General features: G+C 74.6%; 22 protein-coding genes. 5 read left to right on the plus strand and 17 right to left on the minus strand.

Annotated features, from left to right (window positions below; translation table 11 throughout):
• The first annotated feature begins 9 nt into the window (after positions 1-9).
• Positions 10-1,620: an ATP-binding protein gene (locus NLX85_RS26870; protein WP_254339703.1), complete on the plus strand. Its 1,611-nt coding sequence runs from the start codon at positions 10-12 to the stop codon at positions 1,618-1,620.
• A gap of 52 nt (positions 1,621-1,672) precedes the next feature.
• On the opposite strand, the gene NLX85_RS26875 is transcribed toward NLX85_RS26870, so the two are convergent.
• From NLX85_RS26875 to NLX85_RS26890, 4 genes are all read right to left on the minus strand, one after another.
• On the minus strand, positions 1,673-2,566 hold the full coding sequence (locus tag NLX85_RS26875; protein WP_254339705.1) for an SPFH domain-containing protein: 894 nt from the start codon (positions 2,564-2,566) through the stop codon (positions 1,673-1,675).
• Positions 2,567-2,721: 155 nt separating this feature from the next.
• Positions 2,722-3,147: a hypothetical protein gene (locus NLX85_RS26880; protein WP_254339707.1), complete on the minus strand. Its 426-nt coding sequence runs from the start codon at positions 3,145-3,147 to the stop codon at positions 2,722-2,724.
• A 37-nt stretch (positions 3,148-3,184) separates the two neighbouring features.
• Positions 3,185-4,969: a hypothetical protein gene (locus tag NLX85_RS26885; protein WP_254339709.1), complete on the minus strand. Its 1,785-nt coding sequence runs from the start codon at positions 4,967-4,969 to the stop codon at positions 3,185-3,187.
• 87 nt (positions 4,970-5,056) lie between these two features.
• Positions 5,057-5,647 carry a TetR/AcrR family transcriptional regulator gene (locus NLX85_RS26890; protein WP_254339711.1) on the minus strand — a complete coding sequence of 197 codons (591 nt, stop codon included), beginning with the start codon at positions 5,645-5,647 and terminating at the stop codon, positions 5,057-5,059.
• A gap of 69 nt (positions 5,648-5,716) precedes the next feature.
• Here NLX85_RS26890 and NLX85_RS26895 point away from each other — a divergent pair, with 69 nt between their 5' ends.
• Positions 5,717-6,115: a nuclear transport factor 2 family protein gene (locus NLX85_RS26895; protein ID WP_254339713.1), complete on the plus strand. Its 399-nt coding sequence runs from the start codon at positions 5,717-5,719 to the stop codon at positions 6,113-6,115.
• Positions 6,116-6,134: 19 nt separating this feature from the next.
• Here NLX85_RS26895 and NLX85_RS26900 read toward each other — a convergent pair whose 3' ends face one another.
• The 13 genes from NLX85_RS26900 to NLX85_RS26960 form a co-directional block, all read right to left on the minus strand.
• Positions 6,135-6,956, minus strand: coding sequence for a CoA ester lyase (locus NLX85_RS26900; RefSeq protein WP_254339715.1), 822 nt, complete (start codon positions 6,954-6,956; stop codon positions 6,135-6,137).
• Complete coding sequence (locus NLX85_RS26905) at positions 6,956-8,149, minus strand: CaiB/BaiF CoA-transferase family protein (protein ID WP_254339717.1); 1,194 nt, start codon at positions 8,147-8,149, stop codon at positions 6,956-6,958. Before NLX85_RS26905 ends, NLX85_RS26900 begins: the two co-directional genes overlap by 1 nt.
• On the minus strand, positions 8,146-10,293 hold the full coding sequence (locus NLX85_RS26910; protein ID WP_254339718.1) for an alpha/beta hydrolase-fold protein: 2,148 nt from the start codon (positions 10,291-10,293) through the stop codon (positions 8,146-8,148). The genes NLX85_RS26905 and NLX85_RS26910 overlap by 4 nt, the downstream gene beginning before the upstream one ends.
• Positions 10,290-12,239: an SUMF1/EgtB/PvdO family nonheme iron enzyme gene (locus NLX85_RS33565; protein WP_254339720.1), complete on the minus strand. Its 1,950-nt coding sequence runs from the start codon at positions 12,237-12,239 to the stop codon at positions 10,290-10,292. The genes NLX85_RS26910 and NLX85_RS33565 overlap by 4 nt, the downstream gene beginning before the upstream one ends.
• Positions 12,236-13,168, minus strand: a complete 933-nt coding sequence (locus NLX85_RS26920; RefSeq protein WP_254339722.1) for a PfkB family carbohydrate kinase — start codon at positions 13,166-13,168, stop codon at positions 12,236-12,238. The genes NLX85_RS33565 and NLX85_RS26920 overlap by 4 nt, the downstream gene beginning before the upstream one ends.
• Entirely contained in the window at positions 13,165-14,544 is a 1,380-nt protein-coding gene (locus tag NLX85_RS26925) for an ADP-ribosylglycohydrolase family protein (protein ID WP_254339724.1), read from the minus strand. The genes NLX85_RS26920 and NLX85_RS26925 overlap by 4 nt, the downstream gene beginning before the upstream one ends.
• Positions 14,541-15,674: an ADP-ribosylglycohydrolase family protein gene (locus NLX85_RS26930; protein ID WP_254339732.1), complete on the minus strand. Its 1,134-nt coding sequence runs from the start codon at positions 15,672-15,674 to the stop codon at positions 14,541-14,543. The genes NLX85_RS26925 and NLX85_RS26930 overlap by 4 nt, the downstream gene beginning before the upstream one ends.
• A 2-nt stretch (positions 15,675-15,676) precedes the next feature.
• Positions 15,677-16,972 (minus strand): ABC transporter substrate-binding protein, encoded by a 1,296-nt coding sequence (locus tag NLX85_RS26935; RefSeq protein WP_254339734.1) that lies wholly within the window; start codon positions 16,970-16,972, stop codon positions 15,677-15,679.
• A 36-nt stretch (positions 16,973-17,008) separates the two neighbouring features.
• Positions 17,009-17,848 carry a carbohydrate ABC transporter permease gene (locus NLX85_RS26940; protein ID WP_254339735.1) on the minus strand — a complete coding sequence of 280 codons (840 nt, stop codon included), beginning with the start codon at positions 17,846-17,848 and terminating at the stop codon, positions 17,009-17,011.
• A 1-nt stretch (position 17,849) separates the two neighbouring features.
• Positions 17,850-18,782, minus strand: a complete 933-nt coding sequence (locus NLX85_RS26945; protein ID WP_254339736.1) for a carbohydrate ABC transporter permease — start codon at positions 18,780-18,782, stop codon at positions 17,850-17,852.
• Complete coding sequence (locus NLX85_RS26950; RefSeq protein WP_091306455.1) at positions 18,779-19,867, minus strand: LacI family DNA-binding transcriptional regulator; 1,089 nt, start codon at positions 19,865-19,867, stop codon at positions 18,779-18,781. Before NLX85_RS26950 ends, NLX85_RS26945 begins: the two co-directional genes overlap by 4 nt.
• A 120-nt stretch (positions 19,868-19,987) precedes the next feature.
• Positions 19,988-20,428 (minus strand): DUF4395 domain-containing protein, encoded by a 441-nt coding sequence (locus tag NLX85_RS26955; RefSeq protein ID WP_254339737.1) that lies wholly within the window; start codon positions 20,426-20,428, stop codon positions 19,988-19,990.
• 114 nt (positions 20,429-20,542) lie between these two features.
• Positions 20,543-20,989: a thioredoxin family protein gene (locus NLX85_RS26960; RefSeq protein ID WP_254339738.1), complete on the minus strand. Its 447-nt coding sequence runs from the start codon at positions 20,987-20,989 to the stop codon at positions 20,543-20,545.
• 234 nt (positions 20,990-21,223) lie between these two features.
• On the opposite strand from NLX85_RS26960, the gene NLX85_RS26965 reads away from it, so the two are divergent.
• The 3 genes from NLX85_RS26965 (at position 21,224) to NLX85_RS26975 (ending at position 24,096) form a co-directional block, all read left to right on the plus strand.
• Positions 21,224-22,357 (plus strand): N-acetylmuramoyl-L-alanine amidase, encoded by a 1,134-nt coding sequence (locus NLX85_RS26965; RefSeq protein ID WP_254339739.1) that lies wholly within the window; start codon positions 21,224-21,226, stop codon positions 22,355-22,357.
• Positions 22,358-22,499: 142 nt separating this feature from the next.
• Positions 22,500-22,913: a VOC family protein gene (locus NLX85_RS26970; RefSeq protein ID WP_254339740.1), complete on the plus strand. Its 414-nt coding sequence runs from the start codon at positions 22,500-22,502 to the stop codon at positions 22,911-22,913.
• A gap of 97 nt (positions 22,914-23,010) precedes the next feature.
• Complete coding sequence (locus NLX85_RS26975) at positions 23,011-24,096, plus strand: endonuclease/exonuclease/phosphatase family protein (RefSeq protein WP_254339744.1); 1,086 nt, start codon at positions 23,011-23,013, stop codon at positions 24,094-24,096.
• Positions 24,097-24,158: the final 62 nt, after the last annotated feature.

Here is a 24,158-nt window from a genome sequence, read left to right on the forward strand (position 1 = left end):
TGTGCTGCCGTGAGCAGCACTCCAGCGGCGTCCAGGACCGCCACCGCGGAACGCGGGGCGCGGATGACCACGAGCCGCCGGCTGAGCGTCATGATGCTCGGGATGACCGTGCTGGTGCTGGCCGGCGGCGGGGTCGGCGCGGTGGCGCTGTCCCACACCGCCGCGGTCTCCAACCGGCTGGCCGACCGGATCTCCCCGGCCCGCACGGCGGTGAGCCGGCTGGAGAGCGGGCTGCTGGAGCAGGTGGCGGCGGTCCGCGGGTACGTCATCACCGGCGACCCGGAGCTGCTGCGCCCGTACGAGGAGGGGGTGGCCGCCGAGCGCGCGACCGCGCGGCGCGCCCGCGACCTGCTCGCCGACGAGCCGGCGGCCCGGCGTGAGCTGGACGCCGCGCTGGCCCTCGCGGACCGCTGGCGGGCCGAGTACCCGACCCGGCTGATAGCCGCCCGCCGGGCCGGCACCAGCGCGGCGGAGCTGGCCCCGGTGGTACGGCAGGGCCGGCTCGCGTTCGACGCGGCGCAGGCCGCGCTGACCGGCCTGGAGGCCCGGCTGGACCGGGTGCAGGCGGCCGGCCGGGCCGACCTGGACCGGGCCCGCGCGCTGCGGGACCTCCTCTTCGTGGCGATCCTGGCCACCCTGCTGCTGTCCAGCGTCGTCATCTCGGTGCTGGTCCGGACCACGGTGCTGCGCCCGCTGGACCGGCTCGGCGCCTCGGTGCGGCGGGTCGCCGGCGGCGACTTCGAGCACCGCCTCGCCCCGGAGGGTCCGGCCGACATCGCCCGGCTCACCGTCGACGTGGAGACCATGCGGCAGCGGGTGGTCGACGCGCTGAACACCAGCCGCCGGGACCGGGACGCGCTCGAACAGCAGGCCGCCGAGCTGCGCCGGTCCAACGAGGACCTGGAGCAGTTCGCCTACGTGGCCTCGCACGACCTCCAGGAGCCGCTGCGCAAGGTGGCGTCGTTCTGCCAGATGCTGCAACGCCGCTACGCCGACCAGCTCGACGACCGGGCCCGGCAGTACATCGACTACGCGGTCGACGGGGCGACCCGGATGCAGAACCTGATCAACGACCTGCTGGCGTTCTCCCGGATCGGCCGGGTCTACCGCGACGACCGGGAGGTGGACCTGGCCGCGACGTTCGCCCAGGCCGAGTCGAACCTCTCCGAGGCGATCACCGAGGCGGGCGCCGAGATCGCGGCGGACCCGCTCCCGGTGGTGCACGGCGACCCGACGCTGCTCACCATGCTCTGGCAGAACCTGCTCGGCAACGCGGTGAAGTTCCGCAGCCCCGACCGGCCGCCCCGGATCCGGGTGGCGGTCACCGAGGACACGGCCGGCTGGGAGTTCGCCGTGGCGGACAACGGCATCGGCATCGACCCCCGGTACGCCGACAAGATCTTCCTGATCTTCCAGCGGCTGCACCCGCGGGGCGCCTACGACGGCACCGGGATCGGGCTGGCCATCTGCAAGAAGATCGTCGAGTACCACGGCGGCACGCTGCGCCTGGACGACGCGCACGCCGACGGCGCCCGGTTCGTCTTCACCCTGCCGAAGCCGGCCCCGACGGTGAGCGTGCCGGAGCAGGCGGGCGAGCTGACGCCGGTGGCTCCGGGCTGAGCGCTCATCGTTTCCGGCCGGCGGCCGGGTTGTCGGTGTACACGCCTGCGCGTCACCGCGCGGGGCGGCGTCCGTCCCCGTCGGCGGCCGCGGCGACGTTCTCGGTGACCGGTCCGAGGGACGGGGCCTGCTCCGCCGGGCCCTGCCCCGCCTCCCCCGCCGGACGGGCCACCTCGCTCTCCCCGCCGGCGAGCCGGTCGAAGAAGCGCAGCAGCTCGACCGGGAACGGCATGACCAGGGTGCTGTTCTTCTCCGCCGCCACGTCCACCACCGTCTGGAGCAGCCGCAGCTGGTACGCCCCCGGCGTCTTCGCCATGGCCCGGGAGGCGTCGGCGAGCCGCCGGGACGCCTGGTACTCGCCGTCCGCGGCGATCACGCGGGCCCGGCGTTCCCGTTCCGCCTCGGCCTGCCGGGACATCGACCGCTTCATCCCCTCGGGCAGCGACACGTCCTTGACCTCCACCCGCTCGATGAGCAGGCCCCAGGGCTTCTCGGTGGGCGCGTCGATCACCGACTTGAGCTCCGCGTTGATCCGGTCCCGGTCGCGCAGCAGGGTGTCCAGGTCCGCCTTGCCGATCACCGACCGCAGCGCGGTCTGTGCGACCTGGAGCACCGCCGACGGGTAGTCGCGCACGTTGACCAGCACCTTCACCGGGTCGACCACCCGGTAGTAGACGACCGCGTCGACGGTGAGCGTGACGTTGTCGCGGGTGATCACCCCCTGCGCGGGCACCCCGATCACCGTGGTCTGCATGCTCACCCGCACCATCCGGTCGGCGACCGGGACGATGAGCTGGAAGCCGGGCTGGCGGATGCGCTCCAGCACCCGGCCGAAGCGGAACACCACGCCGCGCTGGTACTGCTGCACCAGCCGGATGCTCAGCGAGGCCACGAGCACCACGAGCGCGATGACGATGACCAGCGCGATGACGGCGGCGGCTGCCATGGTCCCCTCGATCCCGGAGGCGCCCGCCTCCCGGCCGCGCGCGTACCCGCTCCCCCGCGCTTCACGCCTGCCGGGTCACGCGCACCCGTCCTCGCAGTCTTGGAGAGTTGCCGCCAGCAGCGAACGGAAACTCGCCAAGATCTCCGTTCCCGGTGTCAGGATCCGGGATTCCTGGCGTAGGACCCGTCGCGGAACTCGAAGACGGTGAGGTCGGTGTCGTACACCTCGCGGAAGTGCCCGCCGTACCCGTCCTCGACGACGTGCGGCGCGATGAGGTCGAGGATGGTGACCAGCTCGCCCAGGTCGTCGTCCAGCCAGTAGTTGCGGCTGTGCAGGCCCCACTGGTACACGTCGCCGGCCGCGGTGAAGCCGACCCGCTGCCGGCGCAACGACGCCACGTCACCGCCCGGCAGGTAGCTGTCCGGGTCCGGCGACAGCAGTGGGTACGGGTGCTCGTCCGCGTTCGGCGTGGCCGGCGGCTGGTCGCGCATCCCGAGGTGCCACCGGAGGGCGTCGAGGACGTCGGGCGGCGTCTCGTCGTCCAGGAAACAGCTGAAGACGACCTCGTAGTGCAGGCTCACCTACCACTTCCCCTTTCCTCGTGGGCGCCCGGCACGGTCAGAAGCGGCGGGCCGGGGGGATGCCGCGCGGTGGGGGCTGGCGCAGCAGCCAAACCGGGTTGCCGGCCCCGATGATCACACCGTCCCGTCCCCGGACCTGCGTCCGCAGGTAGGTGCCCGCACCGGGCGAAACCGGCAGGTCGTGCCAGCCCTGCCGGAGCTGCCGCCACGCGACCTGTCCGGTATTGATCGCCGGGGTGGGGTCGGCGACGCCCGCCAGGTCGACCGTGCCGGTCACCACCTCCAGGGTCGCGCCGGCCGGCAGGTCGGTGGCGCGCAGCCGCACGGTCAGCTCACCGGCGTCGGTGGTCACCACGGCGCCCATCGCGCTGCGGCCGCCGATCTCCAGGTCGAGGGCGCCCCGGTAGCGGGCCAGGTCGGTGAACCAGGCCTGACCGGCCCGCAGCGCCGTTACCAGGTCGTCGCGGCCCGTGGAGGCCGCCCAGACGTATGTGACGTGCCGGTCCCGCCCGGCCCGCCAGTCGGTGCCGTCGTGGTCGTCGGTCACCCCGACCGCGGTGACCGGGACGGCGTTGCGGGCCGCCACGTCGTACGCCCAGAGGTGGTCGTCGACCGGTTCGCGGCCGATCTCGATCAGGTCGGCGCCGAGCGCGTGCCGCTCCACCAGCAGCCGCGCGAGGGACTCGCGGCGTTCCACGTCGAGCGGGTGGTTCCAGCAGACCACCCCGCCGTGGCCGTGCAGGAACTCGACCATCCGCTCGGTGGCCCCGACGTCGTTGTCCCGGTACGGCGGGGACGGGAAGCGCGGCAGCGTCTGGTCGCCGCCGAACCAGTTGAGGTGCCGGACCATCGACACCTCGTAGGCGCGGTGGTGGGTCACGCCCGGGTACGCCCCGGCGTAGCCGCTCAGCACCTCGGCGCGCAGTTCCTCGCCGGCCTGCCCGGCGCGCCGGGCCCGGTCGAAGACCAGCCGGTCGACCACGTACGCGCCGCGCGCGCCGGCCGCGACCTGCACCCCGAGGCGCAGCCCGCGCAGCGAGTTGTCGCCGGCCACCAGGTCCGGCCAGAGCCGCCGCACGTCGGCCAGCAGGTCGAGGGTGTGCCGCCGCCAGGCGCCGGCCGGGGCGGGCACGTCGACGGTGCCGTGCCGGCCGTCGGCGCGGTGCCGGGTGCCGGTCGCCGCGCCGAGGCGGTAGCGGAGCACGAGCTGGCCCGCGGGGCGGCCGGCGCCGGCCGGGTGGTGCGACAGCGCGATCTCGACGATCAGGTTGGCGTCGGGGCCGGCGGTCTCGGGCAGCACGTCGAGGTGCAGGGTGGTGTCGGAGATGTTCCCGGTGTGCGTCCAGTTCCACGCCTTGCCGGCGTACCAGAGGGTGCCGGCGCCGGCGGCGGTGAGCCGCAGCGCGCGGCCCGGGTCGTCGACGGCGTGCGGGGTCGACACGAAGTCGGCGGCGGAGGCGGTGAGCGCGCCCTCGGTGGACTCCTTCCAGGTCCACGCGAGCCCGCCCTCGGCCTCCTCCGGCCCGTCGAAGTGGACGACCCGGCGGTGGTCGTGGGCGGCCACCCGGAAGTCGTGGTCGGTCCACCAGATCACGTCGACGGCGTTGCGCCGGGCCTGGTCGAGGTGGGCGGCGTAGCTGGCGACGCCCTCGCTGAACGAGGCGTGCAGGTGCATGGCCATGCTGATCGGCCGCCGTCCGCGGGCGACCGGCGGCGGGTCGCCGGTGGCGGCCAGGCCCACGGGTACGCCGATCCCGGCAACCGCCAGCCCGCCGGCGGCGGCGAGCAGGCTGCGCCGGTCCAGCCGTGCCCGATCCCCCATGCCGCTCCCCCGCTCCCCTGCCGGCCCGGGCCAGCGTACGGGCGGCGGCAGCGGCTCGGCATCCGGCGATCGTGCCGGTCGGCCCGGTCAGCCGGCGGGCGGCCGCGCGCCGTACAGCCGCAGCACGCCGACCCGCAGCGCGGCGTGCGCCTCGGTGGCGGGCAGCCGGCCGGCGGTGACCTCCGCCCAGGCGGCGTGGCCGAGCGCGATGGTCGCGGCGATGAGCCATCCCGGGGCGGCGTCCCGGTCGAACTCACCGGCCTGCTGTCCGCGAACGATCAGCCGGGTGAGCCGGCCGAAGATCGGCTCGTGCAGCTCGGCGTCGTCGGCGGCGGCGGGCGCGGGGAGCGGTGGGTACCGGTCGAAGGTCCGCCAGCTCACGTCCAGCAGGCGCAGGAGTGCGGCCGGTGCGGGTCCCTCGTCGAGCCGGGCCGCGTCCATCGCGGCGAGGACCTCGTCCGTCATCCGCCGGAACACGGCGGCGACGAGCGCGTCGCGCGTCGGGAAGTGCGCGTAGACGGTCTGCCGGGACAGGCCGGCGGCGGCGGCGACGTCCTCCATGGTGGCCTGCGGCCGTTCCCCGAGCACCTGGATCGCCGCGTCGAGGATCGCAGCCACGCTCCGGCGGGCCTCGGCACGCATCCGGCGGCGCCGCTCCGGGAGATTTTGCTCGGACACGGTTGTCAAGGCTACCAAAGCGCCTTAACCTTGACAGCCACGTCAGAGTTAATGGAATCGGAGGAGCAGATGCACACCGAGGCAGATCCCACTCCCCGCGATGACCTGGCCCACTACCTGCGGTCCTACGTGCAGGAGATGGCCTTCGGCGACGAGGCTCCGGACCTGGTGCTGGACCGCTACCACACATCCGACATCGCCTGGCTCACCGACGGGCTGCACCTCGACCGGGCGCGCCTGATCGCGCACGCGCGCCCGGCCCGCCGCAACGTGACCCGGTGCGACCTCGACGTGCACGACACCCTGGTCTGCGGCGACCGGGTCGCCGCCCGCTACACCATGACCGCGGTGACCCGCGGCCGCACCATCGTCACCGAGATCCACATGTTCGGCCGGCTGGCGCCGGACGGCCGGCTGCGCCGGATCGACCAGCTCACCCGCACCCCGCCCGCCACCGCCCAGCGGTGAGCCGACCGAACCGGCCGGGTCAGGCGGCGTAGCGGGCGGCCAGGTCGACGACCCGGCGGGCGGCCGCCACCATGGCCCGGTCGGCGAACCGGCCGTCGGGCAGCACCACGGTGCCGGAGTCGCGGGTCTGCGCGTCGGCCAGCGCGGCGAGCAGTTCCCGGGCCCGGTCCACCTCCCGATCGGCGGGACGGAACGCGCCGTCGATCACCGGCAGCTGGCGCGGGTGGATGGCGGCCCGCCCGAGGAAGCCGAGCCGCCGGCCGGCCGCACAGGAGGCGGCCAGGCCGTCGAGGTCGGTGACGTCGGCGTACACCGACATGGCCGGCGGCGGCAGGCCGGCCGCGCGGGCCGCGACCACCACCCGCCCGCGGGCCCACAGCAGGCCGTCGTCGTCGGCGACGCCCAGGTCGGAGCGGAGGTCGGCCTCGCCGAGCCCCAGCGAGGCCACCGCCGGGTGGGCGGCCGCGATGGCGTACGCGGACTCCAGCCCGACGGCCGACTCGACCAGCGGGTGCAGCGGGGTGTCGACCCGGGCGGCCACGGCGGCGACGGTCGCCGGGGACTCCACCTTGGGCAGTCGCAGCCCGGCCAGCCCCGGCCGCCCGGCGACGGCGGCCAGGTCGGCGGCGACGTCGGGGCCGGTCAGCTCGTTGACCCGGACCTGCACGGGCAGGGGCTGCGGGTCGGCGAGGAACTCGGCGACGGCCTCCCGGGCGTACGCCTTGCGGCCGGCGACGACGGCGTCCTCCAGGTCGAGGATGACCGCGTCGGCGCCGGCGGCGACCGCCTTGGCGAACCGGTCGGGCCGGTCGCCGGGCACGTAGAGCAGGGTGAGCAGCATCAGATCACCCCGCGCTCCCGCAGCGCGGCCAGTTCGTCGCCGGTCAGCCCGAGCGCGCCGAACACGGCGTCGGTGTCCTGGCCGTGGCGGCGGCCGGCGTGCCGGATCTCGCCCGGGCTGTCCGACATGCGGAACGGCACGTTCTGCATCCGGACCTCCCCCAGTTCCTCGTCGGGGACGGTGACCACGGTGCCGAGCGCCGCGTACTGCGGGTCGGCGAGGATGTCGCGCACGTCGTAGACGGGGGCCACGGCGGCATGGGCCGCCTCGAACGCGGCCACCACCTCGTCGCGGTCCCGCTTCGCCACCCAGCCGCCGACCGCCGCGTCGAGTTCGTCCGCGTGGGCGGCCCGGCCGCTGCCGGTGGCGAACCAGGGCTCGTCGACCAGGTCGGGGCGGCCGACGAGGCGGACCACCCGCTCGGCGATGCTCTGCGCGCTGGTGGACACGGCCACCCACCGCCCGTCGGCGCACCGGTAGGTGTTGCGGGGCGCGTTGTTGTTGGACCGGTTGCCCAGCCGGGGCTGGACGTAGCCGAGCTGGTCGTACCAGGTGATCTGCGGGCCGAGCATCGCCATGATCGGTTCGATGATGGCCAGGTCGACGACCTGGCCCCGGCCGGTGAGGTCGCGGCCGCGCAGGGCCAGCATGACCGCGTACGCGGCGGCGAGCGCGGTGACCGAGTCGGCCAGCCCGAACGGCGGCAGGGTGGGCGGCCCGTCGGGCTCCCCGGTGGCCGCGGCGAAGCCGCTCATCGCCTCGGCGAGGGTGCCGAACCCGGGCCGGGGCGCGTACGGGCCGACCTGCCCGAAGCCGCTGATCCGGGCGATCACCAGCCGCGGGTTGACCGCGTGCAGCTCGTCCGGGCCGAGACCCCAGCGTTCCAGCGTGCCCGGGCGGAAGTTCTCCACCAGCACGTCGGCGTCGGCGAGCAGCCGGCGCAGCAGTTCCGCGCCCTCCGGGTCGGAGAGCTTGAGCGTGACGGTGCGCTTGTTGCGGCCGAGCACCTTCCACCACAGGCCGACGCCGTCCTTGGCGGGGCCGTGGCCCCGGGACGGGTCGGGCTTGGCCGGGTGCTCCACCTTGACCACGTCGGCGCCGAAGTCGCCGAGGAACGCGGCGGCCAGCGGGCCGGCGAAGAGGGTGGCCAGGTCGACGACCTTGACGCCGTGCAGCGGGGCGGTCGTGGTCACGGGGTCCCCTTCGCCGGGTCGACGGCGGCGAGGAACACGTCCCCGTTGCCGAGCGCGGCGCCGCCGTCGGGGGTGCCGGCGGTGCGGCCGCTGACCAGCACCCGGCCGTCCGGCCCGACGGTGGCGTAGACGTTCTCCTCGCCGAACGGGTCGGCCGCGTCGTCGCGGGCGGTGCCGTACTGGGCGACGGCGACCTGCCGGCCCCGGGCGTCCAGACGCAGGGTGAGCACGTCCGCGCCGCCGGCCGGCACGCCGAGGGTGCTGCCGGTGAAGCCGACCACCGCGAGGGTGCCGTCGGCGAGGGCCAGCACGTCGGTGCCGGCGTCCGCGCCACGCCCGCCGGTGACGGTCCGCCAGCGCTGCGCCCCCTTGGTCGTGTACGCCACGGTGAGCACGTCCCCGGCGGTGGCGCCGGTGGCCACCACCTGGCCGGCGCCGGTGACGGTGACCCCGCCGAGCAGGTCGTCGCCCGTGCCGCCGGCGACGGTGAGCCAGTCACGGGCGCCGTCCGGGGTGAACCGGGCGAGCCAGCCGTCGGCGCCGCCGAGCGGCGTGGTCCCGGGCAGCGCGCCGGAGGTGCCGCCGGCCACGTAGACGCCGTTCGCGTCGGCCGCGACGGCGTACGCCTTGTCCTCGCCGGGGCCGCCGAACTGCCGGGTCCAGGCCAGCGTGCCGTCCGGTGCGATCCGGGCGAGCACCGCGTCCTTGTCGCCGGCGCTGGTCCCGCCGAACGCGCCGCTGGTGTAGCCGGCGACGTACGCGCCACCGTCGGGGGCGGCCGTGATCGCGTAGAACCGGTCGGCCTTGGCGGGGTCGCCGGCCTGGGTGAGCCAGGCCCGCTGCCCGGTGGCCGTCAGCTTCGCCACGAACGCGTCGTCGGCGGGGCTGCCCGGGTGCCGGCCGTCGAGGTCGCCGCGGGTGTACCCGGCGGTGAGCACACCGCCGTCGGCCAGGGGCACGGTCCCGTACAGCCGGTCGTTGGCGCTGGTGCCGAACTGGCTGGTCCAGCGGACCGTGCGGTCGGCGGCGAGCCGGGTGACCACGGCGTCGAGGCCGCCCGCGTAGGGCTGGCCGGCGACGGCGCCGGAGGCCGCGTAGCCGAGGGTGACCTCGCCGTCCGGGTGGGCGGCGACCCCGCCGGCCCAGTCGGCGCCGGCGGTGCCGTGCAGCGGGGCGGGCAGCCCGGCCGGCGGGGTGACGCTGAGCGTGGTGGCCAGGTGCTTCAGGCCGTCGACGAACGCGGGCCGCCAGACGTCCCAGTCGTGCCCGCCGTCGAGGACGCGGAACTCGGCGGCGACGCCGTCGGCGCGGCGGACCGTGTTGTAGAGCGTCGCGGCCTCGTAGTCGAGGTCGTGCGCGGCGTCGGCCGGGTCGGGGTTGGCCCACTCGTCGTCACCGACGGCGATGAACATCCGCACCGGCGACTCCGGGTCGAGGCCGGGCAGCAGGGCCGGGTAGTTCAGCCGCTCGTACACCTCGTCGGAGAAGGGTTCGTCGCCGTCGCCGAACGCCCCGAACTCGCGGGCCGAGGAGTCGGCGGGCGGCAGCGGCCGGTAGACGGCGGGACTGAGCACCAGCGCGTTGGCGAAGAGGTCCTGGTGGGCGAGGGCGTACCGCAGCGCGCCGGCACCGCCCATGGAGTAGCCGCCGACGAGCCGGGCGTTGCGGTGCGCGGCGGTGCGGTAGGTGGCGTCGACGTGCGCGACGAGGTCGCGGGTCAGCGCGGTCTCCACCGGCCGGCCCGGACGGTCGGCGCCGGTGTACGCGGAGTCGACGTACCAGTTGCCGCGCTCGCTCCACGGCGCGTCGGGCAGCACGGCGATCACCGGCGGCACCTCGCCGTCGGCGATGAGCCGGTCCAGGTCGCTCTTCACCCGGGTCCACGCCTGCATGGTGTCGCCGCGCCCGTGCAGCAGGTACAGCACCGGGTAGCGGGTGCCGGCCTGCGCCGCGTCGGCGTAGCCGTCCGGCAGGTAGATGGTGTAGTCGATGCCGGCGCCGAGGGCCGGCGAGGGGGCGGTGGCGGTGGTCAGGGTGCCGGACCGCTCCCGGCCGGCGACGGCGGTCTCCGGCGCGAGGCCGGCCAGCCCGACGGCGGTCAGCAGGGCGACCAGGGCGGCGCCGGGGCGCCAGGCTCGTCTCATTCGAGGGCTCCTTCGGGCAGGTCGGCGGCGCAGCGGAAGCCGATCGACGTGGAGCGGCCGAGGCCGGCCCCGGTGAGCAGCAGCTTCACCGACACGTCCGGCGGCTGCGGGCCGCCGTCGAGGTACCAGTCGGAACCCTCCGCCCGGTAGGCGCAGCCGCCCTTGAGGATGACGAAGCGGGTCCGCCCGTCGGAGTGCTCGCTCTCGGTCAGGTTCCAGACGAGGGGCTCCCGCCGGACCAGCAGGCCCGCCTCGGCGGCCACCTGCCACTCGTCCTCGGTGGGCAGGCGCAGCCCGGCCCAGTCGGCGTACGCCCGCGCGTCGGCGAGGTCGACCCCGGTGACCGGGGCGTCGGCGGGGCCCTGCCCGGCCGTGAACCGTTCGGGCCGGACGGGCCGGTAGCCGGTGGCCGCGAGGAAGCGCGCGTACTCGCCGTGGGTGACCTCGTGGGTGTCGATGGCGAACCGGCCGAGCCGGACCTGCCGGCGCAGCGTGCCGGTGTGGTGCAGGCGCGGCGGCAGCGGCTTCCACTCGTCGACGTACGGGGCCTCGCCGTAGAGGCCGGTCTCCCGGACCCGGTGGCGCACGGTCAGCTCGTGCCGGCCACCGTCCACGGTGACCATGCCGTCGGGCAGGGCGGCCAGGGGCGACCACGGGGTGCGGGCGCGCACGGCGGCGCGGGCCGGGAAGGACGGGTCACCGGTCGGCGGTTCGTGCCGGGGCACCGGGGTGTCGGTGGCGACCACGGCGGCGATCGCCCCGGCGGGCAGCGGCCCGCCGACCGCGACCCGGCCGTCCTCGAGTTCGGTGACGGTCAGCTCGGCGCCGGTGACCAGGTCGACGAAGCGCCCCGGCCGGCGGTCGGTGAGCAGCCAGGGGCCGTCGTGGTCGGCGCCGCGGTTGACCACCGTCCACAGCGGCTGGTCGTCGTGGGTCCAGCGGGACGCGTACACCTGGCCGGCGCCGGGGTGGTCGGCGAGCGGGGCCCAGTCCTCGGCGCGCAGCCACGCGGCGTGGCTGGCCTGCACCCGGCGCATGGCCCGCAGCACGGCCCGGTCCCGCTCGTTCCAGCCGACCCAGACGCCGAAGACGCTCTCCCAGACCAGCACGCCGCAGCCGTTGAGCCAGGCCGAGTGCAGCTCGTCGAGGTGGTCGCGGTGCCAGCGACGGGTGTGGTGCAGGACGTGCCGGCGTTCGAACCACTTGGCCCGCAGCACGCCGGGGGTGTCCGAGTCGGCGAACCACTGCGCCCAGGACATGGCGTGGTCGGCGATCCGGGCCAGCGGCACCCGGCTCTCGCCCTCCAGCACCAGGCCGGGGCGGACCGCGTCGAGCGCCTTGCGCAGCTCGCCGGCGCCCTCCTTGAGGGTGTCCAGGAAGACGCCGTCGACGCCGAGCCGGTCGGCCAGCGCCGCGACCTCCTCGGCGTCGGCGCCCGGCTCGCGCCGCGTGCCGGTGTCCCACGGGTTGTAGTCGACGAACACCCGGACGCCGGCGGCCTGGAACGCGCGCACCACCTCGGGCAGTTCGGGCACGTCCCGGTACCAGTCGAACTGGTTGCGCTCGTCCAGCCCGATCACCGGGTACGCGTGCCAGAGCACCACCCCGTCGAAGCCGCCGAAGTCGCGCCGCGCCGCGTCGAGGAACGCCTCGACGGTGAACTCGCCGCGGTGGTGGTCGTAGAGCGTCTCGTCCCAGAGCCAGGCCAGGCAGACGGTGAAGCAGTCTCCGGCTATCTCGTCGTAGTGCGCGCCCGTGTAGCCGAGCCGGGCGCGGGCGTCGGCCCGCCACCGGGTGAGCTGCTCCCGCCACGCCGGCCAGTCGGCGGGGTCGTCGGGTGCCGCGAAGATCTTCGCCTCGTCCAGGGTGGTCAGGTCGGCGTGCGCGCCGAGCGGCACCTCGGTGGGCCGGTCGATCGGCCGGGGCACGTACGGGTTGAAGCTCACTCGACCTCTCCGTAGGTGGCGGCGGACAGCGCGTCGATGGCGGCCCGCTCGGGCAGGGCGGTGGAGGCGCCGGGGCGCTCGGCGCAGGCCGCGCCGGCGGCGCACGCCCAGCGCAGCACGGCCGTGGCGGTGTTCCCGGTGAGGCCGCCACGCTCGGCCAGGGCGACCGCGAGCGCGCCGGTGAACGCGTCACCGGAGGCCGTGGTGTCGACCGCGTCGATCTTCGGGGCGGCCACCTCGATCCGGGCGCCGTCGCGGTCGGCGTAGGCGGCGCCGCGCGCGCCGAGGGTGAGCACCACCCGGGGCACGAGGCCGACCAGGGTGTCGAGCAGCGCCGCCGGCTCGTCGGTGAACACCCCGGCCACGACCGCGGCCTCGTGCTCGTTGACCACCAGCACGTCGACGAGGTCGAGCAGTTCGGGCGGCAGCGGCCGGGCCGGGGCGGCGTTGAGGACCACGGCGGCGCCGCCGGCGCGCGCCCAGCCGGCGGCCCGGGTGACCTCGGCCAGCGGCACCTCCAGTTGCAGCAGCAGCACGCCGGCCCCGGCCACCGCCTCCCGGTCGGCGTCGTGCAGCGTCAGCGCGGCGTTCGCGCCGGGCGCGACCACGATGCAGTTCTCCGCCGCGTGGTCGACGGCGATCAGCGCGACCCCGGACGGCCCGTCGACGGTGCGCAGGCCGCGCAGGTCGACACCGGCGCCGGCCAGGTTGTCCCGCAGCAGCCCGCCGAACCCGTCGCCGCCGACCGCGCCCACGAAGGCGCAGTCCGCGCCGGCCCGGGCGGCGGCGACCGCCTGGTTGGCGCCCTTGCCGCCGGGCACCATCCGGAAGTCGTCGCCGAGCACCGTCTCACCGGGCCGGGGCAGCTGCGGCGCGGTGACCACGAGGTCCAGGTTGGCGCTGCCGACCACCACCACCCGGGCGCTCATGTCCGGTTCCCGTGGGCCAGGGCGAGGGTACGGTCGGCCAACTCGTCGAAGCCGATGCCGTCGAACCCGGCGATGCTGCTGGCAAGCCGGTTGCGCAGCGGCGCGACCCAGCGCCCCGGCAGCCGGGCGGCGCCGGTGAGCGCCCCGGTGACCGCGCCGACGGTGGCGCCGTTGGAGTCGGTGTCCCAGCCGCCGGCGACCACCGCGCAGATGGAGCGTTCCAGGTCGCCCCGCCCGTACGCGAGGGCCGCCGCGACCAGGGCGGCGTTGTTGCGGACGTGCACCCAGTGCAGGTGACCGTGCCGCGCGTAGAGGGTGTCCACGATGCTCTCCCAGTCGTCGCCCCCGGCGCCGAGGGCGCGCGCCTCCCGGACGGCCGCGGTGAACCGGCTGCCCGGGGGCAGCACCGACTCGCCGGCGTCCAGCACCGCGTCCACGTCGCCGGCCACCGGGGCGGCCGCGGCCAGGGCCGCCACCCAGATCGCCCCGTACGCCCCGGCCCGGACGTGGCTGACGGCCGCGTCGCGCCAGGCGGCCTCGGCGGCCCGGTCGGGGCGGCCCGGGTTGGTCCAGCCGTACACGTCGGTGCGGATCTGCGCGCCGATCCACTCCCGGAACGGGTTGTGCCGGCGGGCGGTGTCCGGCGGGGTGAGGCCGAGCAGCAGGTTGCGGTAGGCGACCCGCTCGGCCGTGAAGACCCGCCCGGCGGGCAGCCAGTCCAGCCACGCCTGGGCCACGTCGGCGCTGGTGAAGCCGGGTCCGTGGGTCTCCAGGACGCGCAGCGCCAGCAGCGCGAAGTTGAGGTCGTCGTCCTCGGGCATGCCGGCGATGTTCTCGGCGAGGCTGGTCGGCGCGCTGCGCCGGTTCCACGGCCAGCGGGCGGCCACGTCGGCCGGCAGCCCCCGCGCGGTGAACCAGTCGCGCAGCGGCCACCGGCCCGTGGCGGAGAGGATCTCCCGGATCCCGTGGCGGGGGATCTTCTCCACCGGCTTGCCGAGCAGGCAGCCGGCCGCCCGGCCGAGCCAGGCCCCGTGCAGCCGGTCCCGCTCGACGGTGGTCGGCAGGTCCCAGGCGCCCGGCCAGGTCTTGCGGACCGCGTCGAGGTCGTCGGGCTCGTCCGCGCCGTCGGGGCCGGGCAGCGCGTCGGCGGCGTCGAGCAGGTCGACGGCGAGGGCCCGCAGTTCCGGCGGGGCCGGCACCGGCGAGGCCCCGCTGACCGGGGCCGTGACGTCGCCGCCGGCCGCCGTCCAGCGCTCGGCCAGGGCGGTGACGTCGCGGCCCTCGTCGCGGCTCGCGGCCAGTTCGTGCGGCAGCAGGTCCTCCGGCTGCACCCAGGTCAGCCGGAGCCCGCGGGCCGGTGTCCCGGCAGCGCTCATGCCAGCCCGCCGAACCGCTCGGCGCGCCGGGCGAAGCGCTCCCGGTCGCGGTCGAACACCTCGGTGGCCACCCCGGCGAGGACCCGGGCGGGCTCGACCAGGTCGGTGCGGGACGCCGTGGCGACCACCTCCGACCACTCGGCCGGCACGGCCGCCGCGCCGCCGAGCGCACCGGCGATCGCGCCGGCCATGGTGGCCGTGGAGTCGGCGTCCCGGCCGTAGTTGACCGAGCCGAGCACCGCCGCCCGGTAGTCGCCGCCGGCCACCACGAGCATGCCCAGCGCCACCGGCAGTTCCTCGATGGCGTGCAGCCGGCTCGGGCGGCGGGCGCCCAGGCCGGGGCTGCGGTACTCCTCCCCCACCGTGTCGTAGGGGGCCACGGCGGCGCGCAGCGCCGGGATGGCGGCCTTCCAGTCGTCGTGCCCGCGGGCCTCCTTGACCACGGCGTCGATGGCGGCGCGGGTGCCGTCGCGGGCCAGGTCGAGGGTGGCGGCCACGACGTCGTCGACACTCGCGCCGGGGGCCGCGGCGGCGGCGACCGCGGCGGCGAAGACCGCCGCTGCCTCCCGCCCGTAGCTGTGCTGGTGCGCCCCGGCGATCTCCACGGCCTCGGCGTACGCCCCGGCCGGGTCGCCGGCGTTGACGATGCCGACCGGCGCTATGTACATGGCGGCGCCGCAGTTCACGATGTTGCCCACGCCCGCCTCGCGCGGGTCGGCGTGGGCGTGGTGCAGGCGGGTGACCAACCACCGCTCGGCCGCGGCCAGCCGGTGGAAGGTCACCCCCTCCCGCTCCAGGTCCGGGATGTACACCACCCGCTCGATCAGGTCGGGGACGAGCAGTTCCACCACGTCGTACGCGTCGAGGTGGTCCCGCTTGGCCGCGTACGCCCGGACCAGGGCGTGGGTCATCAACGTGTCGTCGGTGATGTGCCCGTCGCCCTTGTGGTACGGCGCGAGTGGCCGCGCGGTGGCCCAGTCGGCGTGGTACGGGGGGACGATCCCCTCGACCCAGCCGCCGAAGCGGGCGCGGATCTGCTCCGGAAGGGCCGTCTCGGTGGCCCCGCCGAGGGCGTCGCCCACGGCGGCGCCGACCAGGCATCCGACCGACGTGTCGAGCAAGAGTGACATGGTTACCTCAGAACCTGCTTGCCACCGTCGACCAGCTGCGTGCCGAGCTGGTCCAGGGTGATCTTGTTGGCGAAGTACTGCTGGAGGGCCGGGGTGGCGTACTTGGTCTTCCACTCCGGGTAGCCGTCGGCCTTCTGGAACGGGGCGACGGTCAGGTCGGCGGCGCTGTCCGCGGCCACGTCCCAGCCCTGCTTGCCGCCGGTGGCCTTGACCAGCTCCTCGTTGGCCTGCTTGCCGGTGGGCACCAGCCAGTCACCCTTGGCCAGGGTGGCCATGTTGGTCGGGTTGAGGAACCACTCCAGGAACTGCGCGGCCTGCTTCTTGTGCTTGCTGTCCTCGGTGATGGACAGGGTCTGCGGGTTGGCGGCCTGCTTGCTGGAGAGGCCCTTGATCGGCGGGAGGGTCACCCACTCGAAGCCGGCGGGGGCCTGCTCGACCATCTGCTGGCGCAGCGAGACCGAGCCGGGGAGCATGGCGTACTTGCCGCCGAAGAAGCCGGGCAGGGTGTCCGCGCCGCTCATGCCCAGCGCCTCCGGGGAGGCCGACTTGCTGGTGTAGAGCATGTCGTGGATCCGCTTCGGCACCTCCTTCTCCGCGTCGCCGACCTTGACCTCGGTCTTGCCGCCCTCGGTGTAGAAGAACTTGCCGTCGTAGTTCAGCGCCAGGTTCAGCACCCGGTTGGTGGGCGACTTGAGCGCCCAGGCGGCGCCGTACTGGCCGGGCTTGGTGAGCTTCTGGGCGTTGGCCTGGAACTCGTCCCAGGTCCAGCCGCCGTCGGCGGGCGGGACGGCGATGCCGGCGGCGTCGAGCAGCTTCTTGTTGGCGATGACGACCTGCGACTCCAGCAGGAACGGCACGCCGGTGACCTTGCCGTCGAAGGTGGCGGTGTCCCAGACGCCCGGGTCGATCTGGCCCTTGAAGTCGTCGCCGAGCAGCTTGGAGAGGTCGGCCAGGTAGCCCTGCTTGCTGAACTCGCCGATGGCGGAGGCCTCGTAGTGCACGATGTCGGCCACGTCGCCGCCCTCGAACGAGGTGACCAGCTGGTCGTGGATCGAGTTCCAGTCACCCTGGACGTACTCGACCTGGATGTCCGGGTGCTCGCTGTTCCACTTGGCGACCAGGTCCTTGTTGGCCTGGAGCGACTCCTTCTGCCAGGCGAGGCTGAGGAAGCGCAGCTTGGCCGGGCCGGACGAGTTCTCGTCCTCGCCGCCGCCGTCACCGCACGCGGTGAGGGCGCCGAGCCCGACGACCGCGACCGCGGTGGCCGCGGCGAGTCGGCGGAATCTGCTACGGAGCATGGGGGATTCCTCCTTGGTGGTGGTTGGGGGATGTGGTCAGCCCTTGACCGCGCCGGCGAGCGACCCGGACGAGAGGCGGCGTTGCATGACCGCGAAGAAGATCAGGCTGGGCAGGGTGGCCAGCAGCGAACCGGCGGCCAGCGGGCCCAGGCGGGCGGTGCCCTCGATGCCGACGAACCGGGCCAGGGCGACCGGCAGGGTCGCCAGCTCGGGGGTCTTGACCAGCACGAGGGCGAAGAAGAACTCGTTCCAGGCGGAGATGAAGGAGAACAGCGCGGTGGCCACGATGCCCGGCGCGAGCAGCGGGAAGACCACCCGGCGCAGCACCTGGAGCCGGCTGGCGCCGTCGACGCTGGCCGCCTCCTCCAGCTCGCGCGGGATGTTGCGGACGAAGCCCTGGAGCATCCACAGGGCGAACGGCAGCGCCCAGACCACGTAGATCAGCACCAGCCCGGCGTGCGTGTTGGCCAGCCCGACCTGCCGCAGGATCAGGAAGATCGGGATGATCAGCAGCACGAACGGGAAGAGCTGCGACAGCAGCACCCAGCCCAGCGCCACGGTGCCGAGTTTGGTCCGGAACCGCGCGAGGGCGTACGAGGCCGGCAGCGCGACCAGCACCGTGAGCACCGCCGAGGCGAGCGACACCTGGAGGCTGTTCAACGCGGCCCGGCCGAGCTGCTGCTCGGTGAAGGCCTGCACGAAGTTCTGCACGGTGGGGTTGCTCGGGATGAGCGTGGGGTGCAGCCGCACCAGCTCGCGCGGCGGCTTGAACGCGGTGGAGAGCAGCCAGACCAGCGGGAACCCGAGGAAGATCAGGTAGCCGGTCAGCGCGACGTACTGGAGCGTCCGCCCGGTGCGGCTCGGCTTTCCGAACATGTCAGTTCGCCTCCCTCAACCGGCGACGCAGGTAGACCGCGAGCAGCGCGACGATGAGCACGACCATGACGTTGCCGAGGGCGGCGGCGTAGCCGTAGTTGCCGTAGCGGAACGCCTCCTCGTAGGCGAAGAGCATCGGCAGCATGGTCTTGCCGCCCGGCCCGCCCGCGGTGAGCACGTAGACCAGGCCGAACGAGTTGAAGTTCCAGATGAAGTCGAGCGAGGTGATCGCCACGACGACCGGCGCGATGGCGGGCAGCGTGACGTTGCGGAACCGGTGCCACGTGGAGGCCCCGTCCACCGCGGCCGCCTCGTGCAGCTCGCGCGGCACGCCCTGCAATCCGGCCAGGAGGACGACGGTGGTCTGCGGCATGCCGGCCCAGACGCCGACGACGATGACCGCGACCAGCGCGGTGCTGAAGTCGCCGAGCCAGTTGGTGCGCAGCCCGTCGGCGCCGACGCGGTGGAAGAACTCGTTCAGCAGGCCGGCGTCCGGGTGGTAGACCAGCTTCCAGAGGATGCCGACGACCACGGGCGGCATCGCCCAGGGCACCACGGCCAGCACCCGGGCCAGCCCGCGGAAGCGCAGCTGCTGGTTGAGCAGTAGGGCCAGGCCGAGGGCGAGCACGAACTGGAGCACGGTCACCCCGACCGCCCAGAGCAGGCCGATCTTGAACGAGTTCCAGAACAGCTCGTCGCCGAGCAGTTCCCGGTAGTTGGCCAGCCCGGTGAAGCTGATCTCGACGTTGCGCCCGGCCCGGGCGTCGGTGAAGCCGAGCCAGATGCCGCGCAGCAGCGGGAAGACCGACAGCACCACGATGGGCAGCAGCGACGGGAGCAGCAGCAGGTAGATGCCGAGCCGGTCGGAGCGGGACCGGGCCCTGCGGGGCCCGTCGGCGCGGGCGACGTCGGGCCGTTCGGCCAGCGTGGTCATGCCGTCACCTCCGGGGTACGCGGCGCGGGCGCCGGCTCGGCCGGCGCGGGGACGAACGGCGTCGCGGCGCTGGAGGCGCGCACGGCGAGGCTGGGGGCGACCTGCTCGCGGCGCGGCGGCAGGGTCGGGTCGGCGATGCGCTGGAGCAGCAGTTCGGCGGCGCGGCGACCGCGCTCGGCCGAGCCGAGGGAGACGCTGGAGAGCTGGGGGAACATCATCCGGGCCAGCTCGGTGTCGTCCATGCCGACGACCGCCACGTCCTCGGGGACGCGCCGGCCGGCGGCCAGCAGGGCGTGCAGCGCGCCGACGGCGATGAGGTCGTTGGCGCAGACCAGCGCGTCGGGCTCGGCGCGGGCGAGGAGGCGCTCGGTGGCGGCCCGGCCGGGCTCGTACCGGAAGTCGCCGACCTCGACGAGGCGCTCGTCGAGCGCGATGCCGTGCCCGGCGAGGGCGGCCCGGAAGCCGGCGTCGCGGGCCGCGCCGGGCACCGTGTCCAGCGGGCCGTTGACGAAGCCGATCCGCCGCCGCCCCGCCGCGACCAGGTGGTCGACGGCCAGCCCCACGCCGGTACGCGAGTCGGTGCGGACGTTGTCCACGGGCGCGTCGGCGGCGAGCTGGCCGACCACGACCACCGGCACCGGGCTGTCGACCAGCGCGGCGAGGTGGTCGTCGGTGACCCGGATCGGGGAGACGATCATCCCGTCGACGTAGCGGTGGGCCAGCCGGCGCAGCAGGGCGGTCTCGTTGGCGATCTGCCCGCCGGTGGCGTGCACCAGCAGCTGCCGGCCGGACGCGGCCACCACGGACTCGATGGCGCGCATCATCTCGACGTACACCGGGTTGCCGATGTCCTCGACGGCGAGCGCCACGAGGCCGGTGCGCTGCGACTGGAGCGAGCGGGCGATCGCGTTGGGCACGTAGCCCACCTCGGCCGCGGCCTCGCGCACCTTGCGGACGGTCTCCGGGCTGCCGCCGACGCCGTTGAGCACGCGGGAGGCGGAGGCGATGGAGACACCGGCGCGGGCGGCGACGGTGTGGACGGTGGGCCGGCCGTCGGCCGACTCCTGTAAACGTTTACGACCCACGCCCCGCACCTCCGCCTGTCTGCTGTAAACGTTTCCGGGAGTCTGCGCCCGACCCGACGGTCAGGTCAAGGGCTCGTTACGAAAACGTTTCCAACACCGGTGAGCTGGGCGGGGACGTGGTCAGCCCGGGCGGGCCGGGGTCCGCGCCTCTAGGGGGCGGCCGGTGAGGCGGCGGACCGCCAGGTAGCCCTCGCAGCCGAGGCAGAGCCCGAAGGCGGCGTTGAGGAAGGCGGCGGCGAGCGCCGCGGCGGTGGCGACCAGCCCGAGCAGCGGCGCGCCGGCCAGCCAGCCGGCCGCGCCGACCGTGGCGAAGGCCAGGCCGACGAGCTGGGCGAAGCGGACCGGCGCCGCCGGCTCCAGCTCGGCCGGCGGGGCCAGCCGAGGCGCGACCAGGGCGCGGAAGAGCAGACCGTACGGGCCGAGTCGCGGGTGGGCGGCGGTCAGCGCGAAGACGACGGCCTGCGCCAGGACGAGCCAGCCGGAGCCGGTGACCAGGGCGACGGCGAGGACGACGGTGGTGAGGGCGGCGGCGAACCGCGGCCCACGGGGGTCGAGCAGCATGGGGGCTTCCGTTCGGCGGCGAAGGGGTCGGTCAGGCGGCGGCGACCGGCGCACAGAGGCTCGCCGCGAGCCGCCCGTGGTCGACCACCCGCCGCCGGATCAGCCGGACGCCTGTCACGCCCGCGTCCCGGCGGCCAGCGGCGCGAGCACGGCGAGCAGGTCCGCCCGGTCGGGCACGCCGGCGGCCCGCCGGACGATCCGGCCGTCGCCGGCCACCAGCAGCACCGTCGGGGTGCGCCACACGTCCAGCTCGCGGGCCCGGTCGAGATGCTCGTCGACGCCGACCTCCAGGAGGGCCACCCCGTCGAGGCGGCCCGCGACGTCCTCCAGCACCCGGCGGGCGGCCCGGCAGGGCGCGCAGACCGGGGCGGAGAACTGGACCAGGGTGACCACGCCCGGGCGGACGCCCAGAGCGGCCAGCGCGGCCCGGTGCGGCGCGGCGGCGGTCGGGGACACGGCACGCAACCGGCCGTCGCGACGGCGTCGCCACCAGCCGAAGACGGTGGCGGCCGCGAGCACCGCGACGAGCACGAGGACACCGGTCAGGCGGGGCGGCTGCACGGGTCCAGGCTGCCACGACGACCGGCGGCGGGAATCCCACCGTCTCACCCACCGGACGTGACATCGCCTACTCCGGCGGTGGGAATGGAGGGCCGACCGACGGCCCCGCGATCGACAGTCGTCGCATTTGTCCTCTGGCGCGCCGACCGACCCTGGCAATATTCTCCACTTCGCGCGCAGCTTTTGGAGTTCCTTTACACGCCCGCAGACCCGTCGGGCCACCGAGGAGATGCCATGCACTTCGACCACCCCGAGCTGGACCGCCGTACCCTGCTGCGGGCCGGCCTCGGCGCCGCCGCGGTCGCCGTCGTCGGGAGCGAACTCGCCTTCCCGGCCGCCGCGCAGGCCGCGCCGGGCGCGGACCTCGACTGGATCATCAGCTGCGACGAGTGGGGCGCCCGCCCGCCGGCGGACCCGCTGTCGATCAGCGCGATCGCGACCAACAAGATCATCGTGCACCACATGGCGTTCCCGAACAGCACGGACTACTCCGAGGAACACGCCAAGCAGCTCGCCCGCGACTGCCAGGACCTGCACATGGACGTGAACCGGTGGTCGGACACCGGGCAGCACTTCACGGTCAGCCGGGGCGGCCACGTCCTGGAGGGCCGGCACGGCAGCCTGGAGCGGTTGCAGGCCGGCGACCGGCAGATGATCTCGGCGCACTGCCCCGGCGAGAACGGCCGGGCCATCGGCATCGAGAACGAGGGCACCTACGTCACCGACACGCCGCCGCAGGAGCTGCTCGACTCCCTCGTGAAGCTCTGCACGACCATCTGCCAGCAGTACGGGCTGCACGCGCACGACATCTTCGGCCACTGGGACTTCCGGGCCACCCAGTGCCCGGGCGCCACGTTCTACCGCGAGTTCCCGGCGCTGCGCCGGCGGGTCTTCGCGAAGCTCGGCACCGACCTGGGCGACGTGCCGGCCCGCCGCTGGCCGGACATCTGGCGCTTCGTCGGCGGCCCGGTGGTGAAGGTGGCGCAGTACCTGCTCACCTTCCGCGGCTACACCGTCCCGGTCACCGGCGTGTTCGACGCCGCCACCGTGGCGGCCGTGCAGGACTGGCAGGCGCGCAACGGCATCCCGGTCGACATCGACGCCACCCTGACCGCGCCGACCTGGGAGACCCTGGCGCCGGAGCTGGAGAAGGACGCCACCGGCATCCCGGTGCAGGCGGTGCAGTTCATGCTCAACTCCAAGGGCTACGCCGACGTGGCGATCACCGGCGAGTACGACCACCCGACCAAGAAGGCCCTCCAGGACCTGCAGGAACTGCACGGGCTGGACACCAACGGCAAGGTCAGCACCACCACCTGGTGCGCCCTGGTGGGGGGTGTGGTGCGCCAGTCGTTCCAAGAGAGCTGACGGCGCACCGGCGGGGAAGACGGTGGGGGTGGCAACGGCGCCACCCCCACCGTTGCCGTCCACACTCGCCCGTCGCGCCTCGTAGGCCGCGGCCCGTCTCTCTGCGACGATGCCCAGGTCACGACACCGAGGAGGCGAGACGATGACGTCCAGACTGAATCCGTACCTGAGCTTCCGGGACAACGCCCGGGAGGCGATGGAGCACTACCAGCGGGTGTTCGGCGGCGACCTGCGGATGAACACCTTCGGCGAGTTCGGCAACCCGGACCCGCAGTTGGCCGACCGGATCATGCACGCGCAACTGGAGACTCCCAGCGGTTTCACGCTGATGGCCTCCGACACACCGCCCGGGATGGAATCCACCCCGGGCACCAACATGGCGATCAGCCTGAGCGGCGACGACGCGGACGACCTGCGCCGCTGGTGGGAGCAGCTCGCCGAGGGCGGCACCGTCACCATGCCGCTGGAAAAGCAGATGTGGGGCGACGAGTTTGGCATGTGCGTGGACCGGTTCGGCATGTCCTGGATGGTGGACATCGGTCAGCCCCAGGCCTGACCGCCGGGCTGAGGTGACCCGAACGGCGGTGTCCACGCTGGTGTGACCGGCGTTAGCGTACGCGGATCCACGGATCCCGCCGGAGAGGACGACAGTCATGGACGGCAGCCCTCGCGCACACCTTCGACACCTGGCCAGGCTGGCCACCGCGGCCGCCCTCGCGGTGGCCGGCCTGGGGCTCGTCGCCCCGCCGGCACACGCGGAAGCCGGACCCAAGGTCACCGTGCTGACCCGCAACCTCTACCTGGGCGGGGACCTCACGCCGTCGATCGCCGCGCCAACCCTGCCGGCGTTCCTGGCCGCGAACTCCGCGCTGCTGAGCCACGTGGACCTGGTCGACTTCCCGGCCCGGGCGGCGCTCATCGCCGACGAGATCCGCGAGCGCAAGCCCGACCTGGTCGGCCTCCAGGAGGTGGCGCTCTGGCGCACCGGGCCGCTCGGCGACCCGGCCCCGGCCACCGAGGTCCGGTACGACTACCTGGCCCTGCTCATGGCGGAGCTGGCGAAGTCCGGCCACCCGTACGACGTCGTCGTGGCGCAGGACGAGGCGGACCTGGAGGCCCCGGCCGGGGCGCCCCACCTGCGGGACGTCCGGCTCACCATGCGCGACGTGATCCTGGTGCGGCACGGCGGCCGGATCAAGGTGAACGGCACGTCGTCGGGCAACTTCGTCAACAACCTGGTCTTCCCGCTCGCCGCCACCGGCGGCACCGCCACGAGCACCCGCGGCTGGACGGCGGTGGACGCCGCGCTGGGCGGCCGCGCCTTCCGGTTCGTCAACACCCACCTGGAGGCGTTCCACCCCGGCGTACGCCTGCTCCAGGCGCAGGAACTGCTGCGCGGCCCGCTGAGCGTGCCCGGCCGGCTGATCCTCGTCGGCGACCTGAACAGCGGACCCGAACTGCCCGACCCGAACAACCGGCTCGCGTACCTGGCCCTGGTCGCCGGCGGGATGGTCGACACCTGGCCGATCCTGCACCCCGGCGACCCGGGCTACACCTCCGGCCTGGGTGACGACCTGACCGAGCCGGCCGACGACGTCGAGCACCGGATCGACATGGTGCTGGTCCGTGGCCCGGTGGCGCCGGTGTCCAGTGAGGTCTTCGGCAATGAGCGGCAGACCGCCGGCGGCCGGTGGGCGTCGGACCACCTGGGACACCAGGCCGTGCTCGCGCTGCCCTGATCGAGGCGAAACGTCGGCATTCGCGCGTGGTGAACGGCACCTATCCCGAGGCATGGAACGCC

The sequence above is a fragment of the Micromonospora sp. A3M-1-15 genome (assembly GCF_024213425.1).
In the GTDB taxonomy this organism is placed as follows: domain Bacteria; phylum Actinomycetota; class Actinomycetes; order Mycobacteriales; family Micromonosporaceae; genus Micromonospora; species Micromonospora chersina.